Raw genomic sequence first — 18,237 nt, 5'->3', positions numbered from 1 at the left:
GCCGGGCGTATGATCGGCGTCAGGCAGCCGCGATGAAAGCACGCGCTGGCACGGCCTTCCCAGGACCCACGACATGGTGAACCCGCTTCATTTCGATCTGCAGTCGCTGCGCGTGTTCGCGCTCGTCGCCGAGCACGGCAGCCTGACGAAGGCGGCCGAACACGGCCAGCTCACGCTGTCCGCGGTCAGCAAGCGCATCGCCGAGCTCGAAAGCGTGACGGGCAGTGCGCTGTTCGTCCGGCATGCGCGCGGCGTCGAGCTGACGCCCGCGGGCCGCGCGCTGCTCGACCACGCGGCGAAGGTGATCGAGCAGGTCAACCGGATGGCGCACGAGATGAGCGACTACGTTGCCGGCGTGCGCGGCCACATCCACGTGTGGACCAACACGTCCGCGATCGTCCAGTTCCTGCCCGCCGATCTCGCCGCGTTCCTCACCGACAATCCGGGCATCAAGGTGAGCCTCGAGGAGCGTTTGAGCCACGAGATCGTCGACGCGCTCGCATCCGGCAAGGCCGATCTCGGCGTGTTCGCCGACAACGTGCCGGCGCCCGGCATCGAACGGCGGCTGTACCGGCGCGACGAGCTCGTGCTGCTCGTGCCGCGCACGCACCGGTTCGCCACGCGCGACAGCATCCGCTTCGCGGATACGCTCGACGAGGACTACGTCGGGCTCAGCGACGGCAGTTCGCTGCTCGCGCGCATGACCGACGCCGCGTTCGCGGTCGAGCGCTCGCTGAAGCTGCGGATCCAGGTATCGAATTTCGACGGTGTGAGCCGGATGATCGAGGCGGGGCTCGGCATCGGCATCCTGCCGCGCGATGCGGTGACCGGCGAGCGCGCGGCGCGGCTCGGAGTCGTGAAGCTCGACGATGCGTGGGCGACGCGCACGCTGTGGGTCGGCGTGAAGGCCGGTACCGTGCTGACCACCGATATCGCGAAGCTGTTCGATTTCATGTCGGCGCGGTGATTGCGATCGGCCGGCGGCAAGACCGGCCCGGCACGCCGGCTACCGATCCGCGCGTTCTATCTTCACGCTGTTCGGCACGCGCCTCGGGGCACCCACTTTCGGGAAGAGGAATTCCAGAAGGAATCCTCACATTCCGAGTCCCTCGATGACTTTCCTGCCGAATCCCGTGTACCGGTTCACCGGCTCGTTCGCAAAGACGAACCGGATAAAGGCGCTTCCGTGTTGCCGGCCCCAGCCCGTCATCGCCGTCGCGCATACATCCAGTTCGAGCAGCCGCTCCGACATCTGTTCACCCGTGAGACCGAAATCCGACACGCGCAGCAGCATCGACCAGCCGCCCGCAGGCATGCCGAACGGCAGACCGTGAAGCTCGGCGGCGATGGCGTCGCGACGCCGCTGCAGTTCCGCGACGTAATCGGGCAGGTCGGTCGCCGAGCGCTCGAGCGCGATGGCGGCGGCCTCCTGCGCGATGCCGACCGGTACGACCACATTCGCAAGCGACACCGCAACCAGATCGGGGATGAACACGTCCGGCGCCACGATCCAGCCCACCCGCCAGCCGATCATCCGCAACTCCTTCGACGCCGAGCCCACCGTGATCGTGCGCTCGGCCATGCCGGGCAGCCGGGCCGGATGAACGACCTTGCGCCCGTCGAACAACAGCCGCTCCATCGCGCCGTCGACGATCAGCAGCAGGTCGTGCTGCACGCACAGCCCGGCGACGAAGGCCCAGTCATCCTCGTCGAGCACCGCGCCGGAAGGCATCGACGGGGACATCAACAGCATGGCCCGCGTCTTCGGGCCACACGCGGCGGACATCGCCGCGCGATCGAGTTTCCATGCCGCGCCCGGGTGAAAGCTGAACGGAATCTGCACGGGCGAGCCGCCGGCCAGTCGCACGCGGTTGAGCAGTCCCGCATAGGTCGGGTCCGTCAGGATGACCTCGTCGCCGACTTCCAGCACGGCCAGCAGGACGTTCAGGATGCCGGACAGGCCGCCTGCCGAGACGATGACATTGTCGGCCCGGTAGTTCACCCCCGTCTGCACGGTGACGTGTGCCGCAACGGTGGCGCGCAGCCGGTCGTGGCCGACGAATGGCAGATACGAATTCGCGGCATCCTCGCTCACCGCCGCGCGAGTCCGCGCGAGCGCGTCGGCGTGCGGCGGGATATCCGTATCGAGATTCTCCAGCCGGAGCACGTCGCGGCCGGAGCGGTCCGCGATTGAACCCATGCGATCGACGCCGATGCCGGCGATGTCCTGCAGTCGGGCGGGGCGGCGGTGGCGCATGGCTGTCTCCTGATCTGCTACTATAGATTATAGATAATCTATTTTTATGGTGGTTGAGATGAGTGGCGATGTCAAGGACGATCGCTCGGTCGCGGCGCATATCGCGCAGTCGATTGCCGCCCGGATCGTGTCGGGTGAGCTGGCGCCGGACGAGCGGCTCAAGCAGGACGAGTGGGCCGACGCGTTCAGTACGAGCCACGTGCCGGTCCGCGAAGCGTTCCGTCGGCTCGAGGCACAGGGCCTGGTCGTCGCGGAGCCTCGGCGTGGGGTTCGCGTGGCGCCGCTCGATGTCGAGGCGGTCGTCGAGGTCGCCCGAATGCGGGCTGCGCTCGAACCGCTCGCGCTCCGGTACGCGATTCCCCGCTACACCGAAGATGACCTGGCACTCGCCGCGTCCTTTCTCGAGGCCAGCGCACCATCGGGCGACATCGCCGCGCTCGAACGCGTCAATCGAGGCTTTCATCAGGCGATCACCACGCCGTGCGGCATGCCGCGGGTCGTCTCCGTGATCGCGGATCTGCATCAGGCCAGCGCGCGCCATCTGTTTGCCGCGTGGAAATGGCTCGACTGGCGCGCGCGCTCCGATAACGAGCACGTCGAGATATTCGATGCGGCATGCGCCGGTCGGGTCGACGAAGCCTGCGAGCGCCTGGCCGCACACATCGCCGACGCCGGCCAGGCACTGACTGACGCGCTAAGACACAAGGCGATCCCGGCGGGCCCGGATGCGGACGGGGGCGGGGCGCCGTCCGTTTGATCCGCCGACTATCGCCGGTTGCGGACATTCGACCTTGACATCAGAATCATCGACATTCCGGACGCTCGGCCTGATGGGCGTCACGGCGCCGGGTTGCGTGTTCATGTGCCCGAGAAACGTGACTTCGGCTGCCGCGTTTCACGCGTCGGCCATCGCCACGCTGAATCCATCCGTTCCTGATACGTAGGCCACGATGACAATTGCCAAACGCCTGTTGTGGATTTGCGTTGCGCTCTCGATCTCCGGCGTCCGCGCCGAGCAGCTCAGATCGGACCTGCACGAATCGGCTTCGACAATCGACGTGGCGGTCAAGGATTTTTACGGGGCGGAACAAACGGGCAAGGTGGTGATCACGCAATTTCTTCCGGACGGCGATGGACCATTCCCGATCCTGATTCTCAATCATGGTCGCGGCGCGGATCGCGGCACGCCGCCGCGTTTTCGCTTCACCCGGCAAGCCGCCTTTTTCGTGAAACGGGGCTTCGCCGTATTCGAGCCGACGCGCATCGGCTACGGTCAGTTCGGCACGCAATTCGATCCGGAATACAGCGGCAAATGTCGTCAGAAGGACTATGCACCGATGATCGATGCGGCGCGCACCGAAGAGCTTGCCGTACTGGACTACGCGCGGCGGCAGCCCCATGTCGATCCACATCGAATCGTCATGGTTGGCCAATCGGTCGGCGGGTTCGTCACGACGGCCATGGCGGCCGAAAATCCGGACGGCGTGATCGGGGCCATCAACTTCGCCGGCGGTTCCGGCGGCGATCCGGTCGAGCATCCGGGCGTGCCATGCCAGGGCGAACGCCTGGAGGCCATGTATTCGCGCTTCGGAAAGACGGCTCGCGTCCCGATGCTCTGGATCTATACCGAAAACGATCAGTACTTCGCTCCAGCCTATAGCAGCGCCTGGCACGAGGCGTTCGTTCGCGCGGGTGGCAGCGCCGACTATCGGCTGCTTCCGCCGTTCGAGACAAACGGGCACATGCTGTTCGCACACGGTATCGACGTGTGGGAGCCCCTGGTATCCGAGTTTCTCGAACGGCATGGATTCCCCGTTCGATGACGCCATGATCGATGCGGAAACAGGTTCGACACGCGCACGACTTTTGATGCCCGGTTCGGGCTAGCCGCGACGGGGCGCGTGCTCATGTGACCGGGGCGCTCAGGATCACGAGCGACCTTCGACGCGTACGACTCGACTGCAGCCAGCGACCGCGATCACGTCACACGCTTCTCCCTCTCGTCCAGGGAGCGCCGATGCCGGGTCACGCGCCTGCAGCCGTCACGTTTTGCTGCCGCGAAACGCATTTTCCGCGCTGTCGTCGCGGCTCGTTCCTTTCACCGTCTTTACACCTTCCCGGTCGCGTCGGCGACGCGCTTCCGGCAGGACAAACCGGCGTTCCGCCGACTTGGCGGCATGAACGATCTCTGCCGTAAAGCCGACGCCTTCGGCAGTAAATTTTCACACTCGACACAATATTCGCGCGCCTGAAACGTCTTCAGGCACATGGAATCGCACTCACTTCACGCACGATGACCGACCCAGACCGCGACATCACCGCGATAGTGATGCGTGAACGAACGAGGCTCGTGAACTTTATCCGGCGTCGGATACGCGACCCGGACGATGCCGAGGACGTCCTGCAGGACGTGTTTCACGAATTCGTCCAGGCGTACCGGCTGCCCGCGCCGATCGAACAGGCGAGCGCGTGGCTGTTCCGTGCCGCGCGCAACCGTATCGTCGACCGCTTTCGCAAGAAGAAGGAGCAGCCGCTGGCGGATCTGTTCGACGCCGAGGATGACGCGGACAGCGAGTATCGCCTGGACCTCGCGCTACCCGCGCACGATGCCGGCCCCGAAGCGAGCTACGCGCGCACGCTGTTGCTCAAGGCCTTGCAGGATGCGCTCGACGAGTTGCCCGCGAATCAGCGCGAGGTATTCATCGCGCACGAACTGGAGGGCTGTTCCTTCAAGGAGATGGCCGAGCAAAGCGGTGTCGCGCTCAATACGCTGCTCGCTCGCAAACGCTATGCGGTCCTGCATCTGCGTGCCCGGCTGCAGCCCGTCTATGACGAACTGGACAATACCTAAAGGAGTCGACAGATGAATTTTCGAATCAGATGTGCAGGCAAGGCGCTGCTCGTGGTGATCGCGATAGCCGTGCTCGGATGGGTCGTCATGATGTTGTGGAACTGGGTGATGCCGGCGCTGTTCGTCGGCGCCCGTACGATCGACTTCCTGCATGCGCTGGGCCTGCTCGTGCTGAGCCGCATCCTGTTCGGCGGATTCCGCGGACACCACGGCTGGCGCGGTCGGCGCCACTGGCGCAAGTGGGAATCCATGACGCCCGAAGAACGCGAGCAATTCCGGACCGCATGGCGATCCGGCGGCAAGCGGCCCACGGGAGAGTGAACGTGCGCGAAAAATCAGCGGGCGACTGCAAGCAGAAGCCGGGCGTGATCGCGCCGGTCGTCGATCTGAAACGTTGCGAAGGCAAAGGGGATTGCGTCGCGGTTTGCCCCGAGGACGTGTTCGAGATCCGGCGCATCGACAACGCCGATTACGTCGGCCTCGATCTAATGCATCGCCTGAAGCTCCGCGTACATGGCATGAAAGTCGCCTACACGCCGAACGCGCACGCGTGCCGATCGTGCGGACTGTGTGTGACCGCGTGCCCCGAACGCGCCATCACGCTCGCCCGAACGGCATAGCAACCACCGTGTATCGCCGATATCGAGCGACGGCGCAGCCCCCTCGCAGGAGAGGCCGTCGCTGGATACATCGTCGAAACGATCAATTTCGTCAAGGAATGCACATGGCTTCACCCACCACCGTCCTTCTGCGACGGCTCCATGAAGAGAGCCGGACCGAAATCGTCGCCCGCGCCCGCGCGCAGTTCCAGGGATCGAACGAGGATTTTCTGTCGCTGGCCGACGAATACGAAGCGATCGCACCCCGTCTGCGGGGGCGGTTTCTCGAAACGTTCGGGCTGTCCAGCGACGACTTCGCGTCCCCGGAAGGCAGTCCGCTGTCGTTAGCCGTGTCACCGGAAACGGGCGGATTCTTGCGCAACCTGGTGCTCTCGCAACGGCCGGCCAGAATCCTCGAGCTCGGCAGTTCATGCGGCGTGTCCACGCTGTATTTCGCCGAGGCACTGCGCACGTTGGGCGGCGGCGTGGTCGTCGCGACCGAACGCGATGCGCTCAAGTGCACGCGTTTGCGCGATCACGTCACAACGGCGGGCCTGGACGCGTATGTCGACGTGCGGGAAGGCGACGTATTCGAGACCGTTGCCGAACTGGACGGTACGTTCGACATGGTGTTCATCGACGTATGGGCCGACGTCTATCTGAAGGTGTTCAAGGAGATCGAGCGCCTGCTGCGCCCGGGATCGATCGTACTGGCCGACAACATGTACACGGCCGAGGACGCCGTTCGACCGTACAAGCGCTACCTCGATGACGATCCGCGGTTCTCGACCACGACGCTGGATTTTGAATCGGGGATCGAATTCACCGTCGTCATTTCTCTGGCGGGAATGTCGTCGTAACGTCCCTGGCGTGAAGCACCAGACATGATGCGAGGAGCGCGTTCCCGCGCCCCCGCATCGACAAACGTTCAAACCGGATTGATCTCGTCCTGGCTGCGCCGCGTAGTCAGCGGCCCGAGCACACGCAGCGTGACCGCCACGATACCGAGCGCAACCGAAATCACGCCGAACATCGCCCCCGCGCCGTAACTGCCGAGCACCGGCAGCAACACGAACGGCAGCGCACCGCTGACGATCCGCGACAGCGCATAGGTACTGCCGATCGCCGTCGAGCGCACACGCGCCGGGAAAATCTCCGCCTGGTACACGTGATACGCGTTGCTGAACACGTTCGACGCACAGGTCGTCAGGAACCCGAAGCCGACGATCAGCACGGTATGCCCCGAGTACGCGAAGCACAGCCCGAACACGGCGATCGACAGGATCGACACGATCACGAGCGTGCGGCGTTCGATCCAGTTGAGCAGCGGAATCGACAGCAGCGAGCCGATCGGATAGCCGATGAACGACAGCGCAATGAACAGCGTACTGTCCGTCACGTCGAAGCCGCGGCTCTTCACGACCGTGCTGGCGAGCGTACCGAAGCCGTAATAGCCGAAGCCCTGGAACAGGTGAAAGATCGCGAGCATCAGGTAGCGCGCACCATAGGGCTCGCGACGCAACAGCGCGATGCGCTCGCCGAGCCCGAGCGGCCGTTGCGGCTCGGCCGGTTCCGCGAACTGCTCGGGCACGCGCACGCCGGTGCCTTCCGCGAAGCGCCGCAATGCCGCGTGCGCATCGGCGGTGCGACCTTGCGCGAGCAACCAGCGCGGGCTCTCCGGCAGGCGATGCTGGACGAGCAGCACGTACACGGCGCCGAGGCTGCCGATCGCGAGGATGATGCGCCAGCCGGCCACGCCACCCACATGCAGCGGGTTCAGCCACAACGCGAGGAAGCCGACGAGCGGCACCGCGACATAGGAAGTCGTATAGGCCCACGCGGCGAGCCGCCCGCGCTTTTCCTTCGGCAGGATCTCGGACAGGAAGCTGTCGGCAACCGGATAGATCGCGCCGACGCCGATGCCGGTCAGGAACCGGCACGCGACGAGCATGTCGGCATTCACCGAAAACGCGCCGACCAGCGAGAACGCGCTGTACCACGTGAGCGTCAGCAGGAACGCCTTGCGCCGGCCGATGCGGTCGGCGAGGCTGCCGAGGAACATCGCACCGACGAACATGCCGATGAAGGCCGATGCCAGCAGCAGCTTGAAATCGGCGCTCTGGCGGCTCAGCCCGTACTCGTTCTGCAACGCGGAACCGATCGTGCTGACGAGGAAGATCTCGTACATGTCGAAGAACAGTCCGATGCCGATCACCCAGACGACGAACCGGTGCAAGGCGCCGACCGGCAGCTCGTCCATGAAATCGCCGAGCGTGACGCGGCGGGCGGGGAGGGTCGACGCATCGGCGCCGACGCCGGCGCCAGCGGCCGGCGGTCGCGCGGACGCGGGTTTGCCCGCGTTGCCGCCGAGATCGAGGGAATGGCTGTTCATCGTGTCTCCTGATTATCGATACGCCGTGGCGCAGGGCCCGGCCGTTCGCGACCGGCGCGATGCATCCGGTCGCACGACATGGCGGCAGGCACCGCAAGGCCCGTGAAAGGGCCGGATAGGCGGGCTGTACCGATCGTTGGACACATGGTGGGCAAATCCGCCGCACGTGATAATTGCGGAAGTTTCAAGCGTCCTTTCCTGCGCAGAAAGGGTGCGGAACACGCGGCAGCCGGCAGGCGCGCGGCAGGCCCGTGCAGCCTGCGTGGCGCGCGGAAACGCACCGGAACCGGTTGCGCGCTCGCGCAACCGGCAGGCCGGGAAAACCATGAGGCCAGTTACGTGGCCACCGGCTCGACAACCGCCGGCGGCCACGCTGTCGTGCTCAGTCGGCCGGTACGAACGCCGCCCCGCAAAACACGCGCACGGGGTTGCCACGCTCCAGCGCAAAGTGCTGCATCCGCCGCTGCCGGCGCGCATCGGACGCGTGACGGTCGGCTTCCTGCTGCAGCCGCACCTGCAGCAACTGCAGCGCCAGGCGCTTGTTCGCGTGCTGGCTGCGCTCGCTTTCCACGCGTACCGACAGGCCGGTCGCGACATGGGTCGCACGAATCGCGGAGCTCGTCTTGTTCACGTGCTGGCCGCCCGGCCCGCGTGCGCGCATCGCTTCGAACCGCACGTCGCCATCCGGCAGCGGCTGCGCGTCGGCACAGCGCGTGATACCGATGAACCAGTTCTTGCGCGGATGGCGCAACCGGTACGGGCTCGCGCAAATCCATTGCAGCGTGCCCGTCCAGCGGTCCGCGAGCGCCTGCGCAGCGGCCCCGTCGAGATCGAGCAACGCCGAGCGCAGTGTGCCGGGCCGTTCGCCCGGCTGCGCATCGAGCACCGTGACGACGACGCGCTGCGCGTCGGCCTCCGCCTGCAGGCGCCGCAAGGCATTGGCCGCGGCGAGCTGGCACTCCAGCGGGCCGTGCGCCGAGGAAATCTGCATCAGCATCGGCCAGCCTCCCCGGACGTCTTGTAGGTCAGCACCGGCGCGAGCCGCGCCAGCTTGCGCAGCAGGCCGGCCGCCTCGAGCGCGTCGACGACGCTGTCGATCGGCTTGTAGGCCTGCGGCGCTTCCTCGTACAGCAGTTCGCGGTCTTCGCAGATCACGTGACTGCCGAGCGGCGTGCGCGTGAGCTGCGACGGCGTGAAACGCCGTTCGAGGCGCCCCTTGCAATCGCCGCGCGCCCACTTGCGGCCCGCGCCGTGCGCCAGCGACGCAAGGCTCGCCGCATCGTCGGGCCGCACCGGCGCGACGAGGTAGCTGTAGTCGCCGCGCGACCCGGGAATGACGATCGGACCCGCGTCGGCCGGCGTCGCGCCTTTGCGATGCAGCCAGCCCGGCTCGCCGTCGACGGTCGCGCGGCTCACCAGGTTGTGGTTCACGTCGAGCACGCACCGGCCATCGGTGCGCCAGCGCGCCAGCATGCGCCGCGCGATCAGGTCGCGGTTCGCGATCGCGTAGCGCAACGCCGCATCGTGACGCGCGAGGTACGCCGTGCAGGCGGCATCCGTGTCGTCGAGGCCGTTGTAGCCGTGCTCGCGCATGTGCTGCTCGAGGATCGACTGGCCGAAGCCGCGCGACCCGCTATGCACGAGCAACAGCAGGCGATCGGAATCGAGACCGAGCGCGTGGACGGCATCGGTGTCGTACACCGCGTCGATCCGCTGCGCCTCCGCGAAATGATTGCCGCTGCCGATCGTGCCGAGCGATGCCGCATAGGCGTGATCCGCGAACCCAGCGGCCGCAATGAGCGGCTGCCAGCTTGCATCGGGCGTGGCGTCGATCGAGCCGAGCCGGCTCGCAAGCTTCGACGCGCTGACGCGCCGCGCATCGAGCGCGGTTTGCCACAGCGCCATCCCGCAGCCGATATCGCCGCCGATCAGCGCCGGATAGAGCCGGCCCGTCGAAAAAAACGCGGCGCCAACCGGGTAGCCGCGCCCGGGGTGAAGATCGGGCATGCCGGCGACGCGCCGCATGCCGGGGAGGGTGGCAGCGTGTTCGAGCTGCCGGATGGCCTCACCTTCGATCCAGGTGGTGGCGCAAGCGCACAGCGTGATGCGCTCGGCCAGATATTGCATGGAATTGCCCATGGAGGTTTCCGTTCGATGAAAAAGTAGAACGGCGGGCCATGGCGCAGGCAGCGCACACATGCGCTGCCCGACATCGGAAGTCGGGAAGAGGGCGGCACGACCGGATCGGAACGACCCGGCTCATCGCCATGACGGCGATACGATGTGCTGCGTGGCGTGAACGATGAAACGAACGGACGCGAAAAACCCGAACTACGACCCGCGACGGGAGGAGTGCTGGCGTGACGTCATGTTTTCTTCTCCTTGCGAGTGAGGGGTTGATCGGAATGGCGGCGACTCTAGCATGCACGCTGCGGGCGCAGCAAGCGGGTAGCGCAACGTTGCTGGTCGAATCACCGCTCGATGTGGCGAAAAACACACACATAGGAATCCGGATTATTTATGTGTCGATGGCGCGCGCAACACACAGCAGCAGGCATTCGACGCACGCAGACAGCCACAACGGATGTGCCCGGCCACGCTTGACAGCGCAAAAGCCGTTTCGTAGCATCCGCCTGCTTCATCCCTGAACCCTCATCGAACCGGTGATCCAAGTGCCCGCAAACATTCGTCCCTTCGCCTGATACGCCGACGACTGCCGTCCCGGCCGCGTGTCGTCCTGCCCGTTTCCGTCTGCCTCGCAGTGCCGGAACAGTGATCGCAGGGCCGCGCCCGGACACGCACTGACACCGCAACGCACACACCATCGTTCGTTCACGTCGTCGGCTTTTTCTGTTGTTTCCGGAGAAAGACCATGACGCTGGATTTTCGCGCCTACGCGCAATCGCTCGACCTCGCCCGCTACCCGCGCACGCCGCATCTCGAAGGCTCGCGCCTGCAGGACGGCGACGAAGGTCACGACCACGTTCCCTATCGCACCCTCGCGGGCGCCCATCTCGTCGTCGAGGAAAAGCTCGACGGCGCGAACACGGGCATCAGCTTCAGCCCGGGCGGCGAACTGCTGCTGCAGTCGCGCGGCCACTATCTGGCCGGCGGCGGCCGCGAGCGGCAGTTCGGTTTCGTGAAGACGTGGGCAGCCGCCCATGCCGGCTGGCTGCTCGACCGCCTCGGCGATCGGTACGTGATGTACGGCGAGACGATGAGCAAGAAGCACGCGGTGTTCTACGACGCGCTGCCGCATCACTTTTTCGAGTTCGATGTGTTCGACCGTGCGACGGGCCGTTTCCTGTCGACGCCCGCGCGTCGCGCGCTGCTCGCCGACGGGCCCGTGCTATCGGTGCCCGTGCTGTACGAAGGCATCGCGCCCGCGCGGCTCGCCGACCTGAAAGCACTGCTCGGCCCGTCGCTCGCGAAGACACCGGACTGGCGTCGCGCGTTCGAGGAGACCGTGCGGCGGCAGGGGCTCGACCTCGCGCGCGCATGGCAGCAGTGCGACAAGTCGGAGCGCTCCGAAGGGCTCTACGTGAAGGTCGAGACGGACGACACGACGACCGCGCGCCTGAAGTGGGTGCGCCACGATTTCGTGCAGGCCATTCTCGAATCGGCGCGCCATCACTCGGAGCAGCCGTTCATCCCGAACCTGCTCGCGCCGGATGTCGACCTGTATGCGCCGCGCCCGACGGTAACGTGGACATCGAGCCCCGCTGCGCACCGAAACAAATGAATGCGGAACGGCCGTGCGCCGTTTCGAGAGGAGTCTTGATCATGAAGTACGAACAACTTCAGGCACTCGTGCCTGCACCCGGCCGGCAGCCGGACTATCACGCGTGTCTCGCGGCGTTTCCCGCGCTCGAACACGCTAAAACGACGCCGCAAGAGCCGGCACACCACGGCGAAGGCGACGTGTGGACGCATACGACGATGGTGATCGATGCGCTGCTCGCGCTGCCCGAGTACCAGGCCGCGTCGCGCGCCGACCAGGAAATCGTGTTCCTGGCCGCGCTGCTGCACGACATCGCCAAGCACGGCACGACGGTCGTCGATCCCGTCACCGGTGCGATCGGCCATCCCGGCCACTCGCGCAAGGGTGCGATCGATGCACGTATCGCGCTGTGGGATGCCGGCGTGCCGTTCGCGGTGCGCGAGGCGATCTGCCGGATGATCGCCGTGCACCAGGTGCCGTTCTTCGCAATGAGCGGGTCGCGCCGCGGCACGCCCGAGTTCGTTGCGCGCGAGCTGTCGTGGCAGGTCAGTCTGCCGCTGCTGTGCCTGCTCGCCGAAGCCGACATTCGCGGGCGCATCTGCGCCGATACGCAGCGCGTGCTCGACAACATCGAGCTGTTGCGTGAACTGGCGCGGGAAGAGGGCTGTTACGGCCAGCCGCGTGCGTTTGCCGATGCGCACACGGCACTCAGCTACTTTCGTGGCGCGGACGTGCATCCCGACTATCCGCTGTTCCGCGCGCCGGGCGCGCAGGTCGTCGTGATGTCGGGGCTGCCCGCGTCGGGCAAGAACACGTGGGTTGCGCGGCATCATCCGGATCTGCCGGTCGTGTCGTTCGACGATGCACGCGATGCATTGGGATTGCGTCATGGCCAGAACGAGGGCGCCGTCGCGCACCATGCGGTCGACGCTGCCAAGGCGCTGTTGCGCGCGCAAAAGCCGTTCGTGTGGAATGCGACGAACCTGTCGCCGCTGATGCGCAAGAAGACGCTCGACCTGCTGTTTGCGTACGGCGCCGACGTGACGCTCGTCTACCTCGAACAATCGCGCGCGGAACTGATGCGCCGTAATGCACGGCGCGACACGTCGCTGACGAACCGAGCGCTCGAGGCGATGCTGCTGCGTTGGGATCTGCCGCTGCCCACCGAAGCGCACGCGGTGCGGTACGAAGTCTGACGCGACAACGTCACAACACGAGCCGGTACGCCGCCAATCATCGCGGCGTACCGGCTCGCTTCATTTCAGCGCCGGATTCTGCTGCGTCGCGCAGGTGCGCAACGCCGTGACGAGATCGGCCTTGCCCAGCTTCTCGAACAGATCGGCCATCTCCATCTGCGCAACCGGATCGCCTTCGCGCGCCGCACGCCAGCGCAGCGACGCGATCATCCCGCTCATGCCCTCGCCGGGTGTTTCGCCGTCGTAGCCCGACATCGCCTGCAAGACATCCGCGAGCTTGTTGTAGCCGGCCGGCACGTGATGAACGAGCAGCCACGCGATTACCGGCTGTGCGCCTTCCCAGTCCTCGTCGTCGAGCGAACTGCTCGCCAGGCGCGCGGCCGCGCGCCACGAACCGAGCGACGCGGCCTTCGCGTACGCCTTGTCGGCTTCGCGGCCGCGCGGCGACGGTGCCGCATCGAACGCGGCCTGCGCGTCGGCCGACGGCGGCGGCAACGCGAGCTTCGTGCAGTGGAACGCACCTGCATCGGGAGCGTTGCCGGGCTGGTCGGCCCAACGCGCCTGGTCCCTCAGCGCGCGATCGAGCGTGGGACGCACGTCGCTTTCCTTCATCGACGCGAACACCCAGTCGGTACGGACGTGACGGGCGGCGTCCCAGTCGCTTTCGGCGAACGCGTGTTGCGCGAAGGCGAGACAGGCGGCCGCGCAGCCGATCCGGAACATCGTTCGGGCAGGGGATTTCACCGTGGATTCCGGTCTCAACTCGCCACGATGATGAATGTGGTGAGCGCGATCGGGAACAGCGCGAGGCCGAGCAGGCCCAGCGCACCATCGGCCGCCATCGCGATCGGCGACAACGCCAGCTTGGCGCCCTTGCCGACAGCCCCCAGCTTTTCCGTCACCTTGACATGGTAAGGATGATTGAACGCCTGCGGGACCGACGCAGGCGAGACGTCGTTCGGCAGATAGCGCTTGCCGCTGATCGTGCCTTCCGACTCCAGGTAGGCACCGTCCTTCTTGAAACCGTCCGCGAGCGCACGCTCGCGCACATCGGAGCCGGCCGGCGCATCCGAGCGGTCCAGCCGCATCGTGTATTGACCGGTGATCGCGTCGCCGTGCGCCTCGAAATTGTTGAACGCCGTGTGGATCTTGGGACGATAGGGTGCAGTGAGCACCGTCGCGAGGCTCGGCGGCATCTCGAAGATGTAGTGATACTTCTTGCCGAGCACGACGAGTTGCTTGCCGTCCGCGGTAATCAGGAAGGTCGACAAGGTTTCGTCGTATTTCGAATCCTCCATCCACGCCTTGGTGACGGGGCCGAAATTGGAGCAGCCGGCGAGCATGCCGGACGCCGCCACGGCGGGCAGCGCGAGAAACGTTCTTCTTTTCATGAGTGCTGGTTGGATGTTGTTCGTTATTCAGCGGAACCGCTTGAATGTCGGACGCTGCGTTCGGTGAACGCGGCACCCTGACGGCCGGTCATGCGGTTTCTTCGCCTGCGCATTGTAGGGCCAAAACGGCAAGTGCAGTATCCCCCGGGCAAAGCACCGCGCCCGCGTGCGGTAGACTGCTCGCTCCCTTGCCAGCCGCCCATCACACGACCGTTCGCGCCCAGCTCACTCACACCATGGATCGAATCGATGCGATGAAGGTGTTCGTCGCCACGCTGGACGAGGGCAGCCTCGCGGGCGCAGGCCGGAAGCTGGGCCGGTCGCCGGCGGCGGTCAGCCGCGCGATCGCGTTTCTCGAGGAGCACACGGGCACCGCGCTGCTGTACCGCACGACCCGGACGATCCGGTTGAGCGAGGCCGGCGAACGCTATGCGGCCGCGTGCCGGCGCATCCTGTCCGATCTCGAGGAAGCCGACATGCTGGTCGCCGACGAGCGCTCGGCGCCGCGCGGCCTGTTGACGGTCACGGCACCGGTCGCCGCGGGTGAAGACGTGCTGCGCGCGCTGCTCGACGAATTCATCGAACGCCATCCGGCCGTGTCGATCCGCCTGCAGTTGCTCGACCGCCCCGTCAGCCTGATCGACGAAGGGATGGATGTCGCGCTGCGGATCGCGCACCTGGCCGATTCGACGCTGGTGGCGATTCCGGTCGGCGCGGTGCGGCGGGTCGTCGTGGCATCGCCCGATTACCTGGCGATGCATCCGGCAATCGAGACACCGGCCGATCTCGCGCAGCACCGGATCATCTCGATGACGCATTTCGGCCTCGATTCGTGGAGTTTCCCGCCGTCCGCGCCGTCCGCGCCGTCCGCGTTGCCGCAGGTCGTCCAGTTCGCGCCGCGCTTCATCATCAACACGATCCGCGGCGCGATTGCGTCGGCCGTCGCCGGGCACGGCGTCACGCGGCTCTTTTCGTATCACGTCGCCGAACCGGTGCGGGACGGCGCGCTGCGAATCGTGCTGCGCGACAGCGAGCACGCGCCGCTGCCGATCCATCTCGTCACGCCTTACGGACGCCTTTCGGTGCCGAAGGTGCGCGCATTCGTCGATTTCGCGGCGCCGCGCCTGCGCGAGCACTTCGCGCGGCTGGCGGCCATCACCGACGACGATTGAACCGGGATGCGGAAGAATGGCTTTCGCGCGACGGGGATTCACTCGACAATCGGCTCAATCTAGACTTCTTTCAACCAACGGACGCGCATGCCACCCGTTCAGCGAATGGAGGTCAACATGTATCGAGCGCTTCCCGACCAGCCTCGCGCCCGTGCGTTCGGACTGACGCACCGCGTGGTGTCCGGTATCGGCATTGCCGGTTTCGGTTTCGTATTCGTGCCGTTGTCGGCAATCTTCGCGACGCAGCGGCTTCCCGCACCGATGACCGTGAAGGAGAGCATGCAATGAGCACGCTCTCGCATGCCCCCGTCGCGGCACTGGCCGAACGGCCCGCCGCCAGCTACGCCGAACGCAACACGCGCTACTGGCGGCGCAATCTCGCCGTCTGCGTGTTCGGCTCGTTCACGACGCTCGTCAGCCTGAGCATGTTGCTGCCGTTCCTGCCGCTGTACGTGCGGCAACTCGGCGTCGATGCGCAGTCGGCCGTGATCCAGTGGTCGGGCATCGCATTCGGCGCGACGTTTCTCGGCACGGCCGTCACCGCGCCGCTGTGGGGGCGCCTCGCGGACCGCTTCGGCCGCAAGCCGATGCTCGTGCGCGCGGCGATCGGCATGGCGATCGTGATGTCGCTGATCGGCGTCGCGCACAACGTGGTCGAGCTCGTCGCGCTGCGGCTGCTCGCGGGGCTCGTCGGCGGCTACGCGTCGGCGTCGACCGTGATGGTCGGCACGCAGGCGCCGCGCGAGCGCGCGGGCTGGGCGCTCGGCATCCTGTCGACCGGCGCGCTCGCGGGCAACCTGGTCGGGCCGCTCGTCGGCGGGTTGCTGCCGGGCTGGCTCGGCATTCGCGGCACCTTCTTCGCCGGTGGCGCGATGATCGCCGTCGCCGCGCTGCTGACGATCTTCGTCGTGAAGGAAGACTTCCACGCGGGCACCGATGCCGGCACGCGCACCTCGAGCGCCGCGGCCGGCACGCCGCACCGCACGAATCGCGCGGCGGTCGCCGCACTGCTGGTGACGGCGATGATGGTGCTGCTCGCGAACATGTCGATCGAACCGATCATCACCGTCTATATCGGCGGCCTCGGCGTGGGCGGCGACCACCTCGCGCGTGTCGCCGGCGTCGTGATGGCGTGCTCGGCATTCGGCAGCATGCTGACCGCCGCGCGGCTCGGCGCGCTCGCCGACCGGATCGGCAGCTGGAACGTGATCATGGGCTGCCTGCTGCTGACCGCACTCGCGATGGTGCCGCAGGCGTTCGTCACGCACTGGTGGCAGCTTGCCGCGCTGCGCGGGTTGATGGGCATGACGCTCGCGGGGTTGCTGCCGTCGATCGGCAAGCTCGTGCGGCAATCGGTCGACGAGCGCGCGACCGGGCAGATGCTGGGCTACCTGCAGTCCGCGCAGTTCAGCGGGCAGGTGATCGGCCCCGTGATCGGCGGGCAGATCGGCGTCGCACTGGGGCTGCATTCGGTGTTCTTCGTGACGGGCGCGCTGCTGGCGGTTTGCGCGGGGCTCGCTTATTGGGCGCGCGGCCGATAGCGGCTGGCCGGCGGATCGCGGGCTGGCGTAGGATGGGTGCAGATGCGGGTATCGCGCCGGGCAGTGGCGACGACGCACGCCGTCGCCACAGTTGCAGACACCGCCGCACCGCACGGCCATCCATCGTTTTCGACATGACTTTCACGTAACCGGTTGCGCGCAAAGCACGACGAGCTCGCACCGAGCCGAACCCGACGCACGCGCTTCGGCCCGTATCCGGCCGAAGCATTTCGATGACGGATCTTGCAGGAGACAAGCGACATGAATCAATCGACCGACAACCGGACGCTGTTGCGCACGCTCGGCATGCGTGCACCGATCGTCCAGGCGCCGATGGCCGGCGTCAGCACGCCGGCGCTGGCCGCCGCCGTGTCGAATGCGGGCGGGCTCGGCTCGCTCGGCGTGGGCGCGACGAACGCCGACGGCGCCCGCAAGATGATCCGCGACACGCGCGCGCTCACCGACCGGCCGTTCAACATCAACGTGTTCTGCCACCAGCCGGCGCATGCCGACGCGGCCGTCGAAACCGCGTGGCTCGAGTGGCTCGCGCCGGCGTTCCGCGAATACGGCGCGACGCCGCCCGCATCGCTGTCGGAGATCTATACGAGCTTCGTCGCGGACGGCGCGATGCAGGCGCTGCTCGTCGAAGAAAGGCCGGCCGTCGTCAGCTTCCATTTCGGGCTGCCGTCCGCGGACGTGATCGCCGCGCTGAAGCGCGCGGGCATCACGCTGTTCGCGTCCGCGACGAATCTCGACGAGGCCCGCCAGATCGCCGCCGCCGGCGTCGACGCGATCGTCGCGCAGGGGGTCGAAGCGGGCGGGCACCGTGGTGTGTTCGACTCGACCGCGCACGACGATCGTCTCGGCACGTTCGCGCTGACGCGCCTGATCGTGCGCGAATGCACGCTGCCGGTGATCGCCGCCGGCGGCATCATGGATGGCGAGGGCATTGCCGCCGCGCTCGCGCTCGGCGCGCAGGCCGCCCAGCTCGGGACCGCGTTCGTCGCGTGCCCGGAGACGTCGATCGACGACGGCTATCGCCGCGCGCTGCTCGGCGACGCGGCACGCCGCACGACGTTCACGGCCGCGATCTCGGGCCGGATCGCGCGCGGCCTCA

The 18,237-nt window shown here is 66.7% G+C and carries 19 protein-coding genes; 13 read left to right on the top strand and 6 right to left on the bottom strand.

The features are described from left to right. Positions 1–73: 73 nt before the first annotated feature. Complete coding sequence (locus G3O06_RS29710) at positions 74–967, top strand: LysR family transcriptional regulator (protein WP_174969080.1); 894 nt, start codon at positions 74–76, stop codon at positions 965–967. Positions 968–1,093: 126 nt separating this feature from the next. Here the strand turns inward: G3O06_RS29710 and G3O06_RS29705 are convergent, their stop codons facing one another. Continuing rightward, positions 1,094–2,257 carry a pyridoxal phosphate-dependent aminotransferase gene (locus G3O06_RS29705; RefSeq protein ID WP_205818363.1) on the bottom strand — a complete coding sequence of 388 codons (1,164 nt, stop codon included), beginning with the start codon at positions 2,255–2,257 and terminating at the stop codon, positions 1,094–1,096. Between the two features lie 46 nt (positions 2,258–2,303). Here G3O06_RS29705 and G3O06_RS29700 point away from each other — a divergent pair, with 46 nt between their 5' ends. The 6 genes from G3O06_RS29700 to G3O06_RS29675 all read left to right on the top strand — a co-directional run bounded on the left by G3O06_RS29700 (position 2,304) and on the right by G3O06_RS29675 (position 6,567). Continuing rightward, entirely contained in the window at positions 2,304–3,014 is a 711-nt protein-coding gene (locus G3O06_RS29700) for a GntR family transcriptional regulator (RefSeq protein ID WP_174996912.1), read from the top strand. Between the two features lie 193 nt (positions 3,015–3,207). Continuing rightward, a complete protein-coding gene (locus G3O06_RS29695; protein WP_205818362.1) occupies positions 3,208–4,080 on the top strand; it encodes an alpha/beta fold hydrolase in 873 nt (290 codons plus the stop codon). 470 nt (positions 4,081–4,550) lie between these two features. After that, positions 4,551–5,108 (top strand): sigma-70 family RNA polymerase sigma factor, encoded by a 558-nt coding sequence (locus G3O06_RS29690; protein ID WP_174918799.1) that lies wholly within the window; start codon positions 4,551–4,553, stop codon positions 5,106–5,108. Between the two features lie 12 nt (positions 5,109–5,120). Next, a complete protein-coding gene (locus tag G3O06_RS29685) occupies positions 5,121–5,429 on the top strand; it encodes a hypothetical protein (RefSeq protein WP_205818361.1) in 309 nt (102 codons plus the stop codon). A 2-nt stretch (positions 5,430–5,431) separates the two neighbouring features. After that, positions 5,432–5,728 carry a ferredoxin family protein gene (locus G3O06_RS29680; protein WP_174969077.1) on the top strand — a complete coding sequence of 99 codons (297 nt, stop codon included), beginning with the start codon at positions 5,432–5,434 and terminating at the stop codon, positions 5,726–5,728. Positions 5,729–5,832: 104 nt separating this feature from the next. Next, positions 5,833–6,567, top strand: a complete 735-nt coding sequence (locus tag G3O06_RS29675; protein ID WP_205818360.1) for a class I SAM-dependent methyltransferase — start codon at positions 5,833–5,835, stop codon at positions 6,565–6,567. 68 nt (positions 6,568–6,635) lie between these two features. Here the strand turns inward: G3O06_RS29675 and G3O06_RS29670 are convergent, their stop codons facing one another. The 3 genes from G3O06_RS29670 to G3O06_RS29660 form a co-directional block, all read right to left on the bottom strand. Next, on the bottom strand, positions 6,636–8,099 hold the full coding sequence (locus tag G3O06_RS29670; protein ID WP_205818359.1) for an MFS transporter: 1,464 nt from the start codon (positions 8,097–8,099) through the stop codon (positions 6,636–6,638). 382 nt (positions 8,100–8,481) lie between these two features. Next, positions 8,482–9,096, bottom strand: coding sequence for a peptide chain release factor H (gene prfH, locus G3O06_RS29665; protein WP_174918795.1), 615 nt, complete (start codon positions 9,094–9,096; stop codon positions 8,482–8,484). Next, positions 9,090–10,238: an RNA ligase RtcB family protein gene (locus G3O06_RS29660; RefSeq protein ID WP_205818358.1), complete on the bottom strand. Its 1,149-nt coding sequence runs from the start codon at positions 10,236–10,238 to the stop codon at positions 9,090–9,092. Before G3O06_RS29660 ends, prfH begins: the two co-directional genes overlap by 7 nt. A gap of 733 nt (positions 10,239–10,971) precedes the next feature. On the opposite strand from G3O06_RS29660, the gene G3O06_RS29655 reads away from it, so the two are divergent. Together G3O06_RS29655 and G3O06_RS29650 are read left to right on the top strand one after the other, a co-directional pair. Further along, complete coding sequence (locus tag G3O06_RS29655; protein ID WP_205818357.1) at positions 10,972–11,841, top strand: RNA ligase family protein; 870 nt, start codon at positions 10,972–10,974, stop codon at positions 11,839–11,841. A gap of 41 nt (positions 11,842–11,882) precedes the next feature. Continuing rightward, complete coding sequence (locus G3O06_RS29650; RefSeq protein WP_205818356.1) at positions 11,883–13,016, top strand: AAA family ATPase; 1,134 nt, start codon at positions 11,883–11,885, stop codon at positions 13,014–13,016. Positions 13,017–13,076: 60 nt separating this feature from the next. Here the strand turns inward: G3O06_RS29650 and G3O06_RS29645 are convergent, their stop codons facing one another. Then, positions 13,077–13,760, bottom strand: coding sequence for a hypothetical protein (locus G3O06_RS29645; protein WP_205818355.1), 684 nt, complete (start codon positions 13,758–13,760; stop codon positions 13,077–13,079). 14 nt (positions 13,761–13,774) lie between these two features. Further along, positions 13,775–14,407: a 5-formyltetrahydrofolate cyclo-ligase gene (locus G3O06_RS29640; RefSeq protein WP_174996896.1), complete on the bottom strand. Its 633-nt coding sequence runs from the start codon at positions 14,405–14,407 to the stop codon at positions 13,775–13,777. A gap of 236 nt (positions 14,408–14,643) precedes the next feature. On the opposite strand from G3O06_RS29640, the gene G3O06_RS29635 reads away from it, so the two are divergent. The 4 genes from G3O06_RS29635 to G3O06_RS29620 all read left to right on the top strand — a co-directional run. After that, entirely contained in the window at positions 14,644–15,579 is a 936-nt protein-coding gene (locus G3O06_RS29635; RefSeq protein WP_205818354.1) for a LysR family transcriptional regulator, read from the top strand. Positions 15,580–15,696: 117 nt separating this feature from the next. After that, positions 15,697–15,867 (top strand): hypothetical protein, encoded by a 171-nt coding sequence (locus G3O06_RS29630; RefSeq protein WP_205818353.1) that lies wholly within the window; start codon positions 15,697–15,699, stop codon positions 15,865–15,867. Beyond that, positions 15,864–17,120 carry an MFS transporter gene (locus tag G3O06_RS29625; protein ID WP_205818352.1) on the top strand — a complete coding sequence of 419 codons (1,257 nt, stop codon included), beginning with the start codon at positions 15,864–15,866 and terminating at the stop codon, positions 17,118–17,120. The genes G3O06_RS29630 and G3O06_RS29625 overlap by 4 nt, the downstream gene beginning before the upstream one ends. A 261-nt stretch (positions 17,121–17,381) precedes the next feature. Then, positions 17,382–18,237, top strand: an 856-nt coding sequence (locus G3O06_RS29620) for a nitronate monooxygenase (protein WP_205818351.1), incomplete at its 3' end; no start/stop codon positions are given.

It is taken from the genome of Burkholderia sp. Ac-20345, assembly GCF_017104825.1.
In the GTDB taxonomy this organism is placed as follows: Bacteria; Pseudomonadota; Gammaproteobacteria; order Burkholderiales; family Burkholderiaceae; genus Burkholderia; species Burkholderia lata_B.
This window is presented reverse-complemented; position numbering and strand designations above follow the sequence as displayed.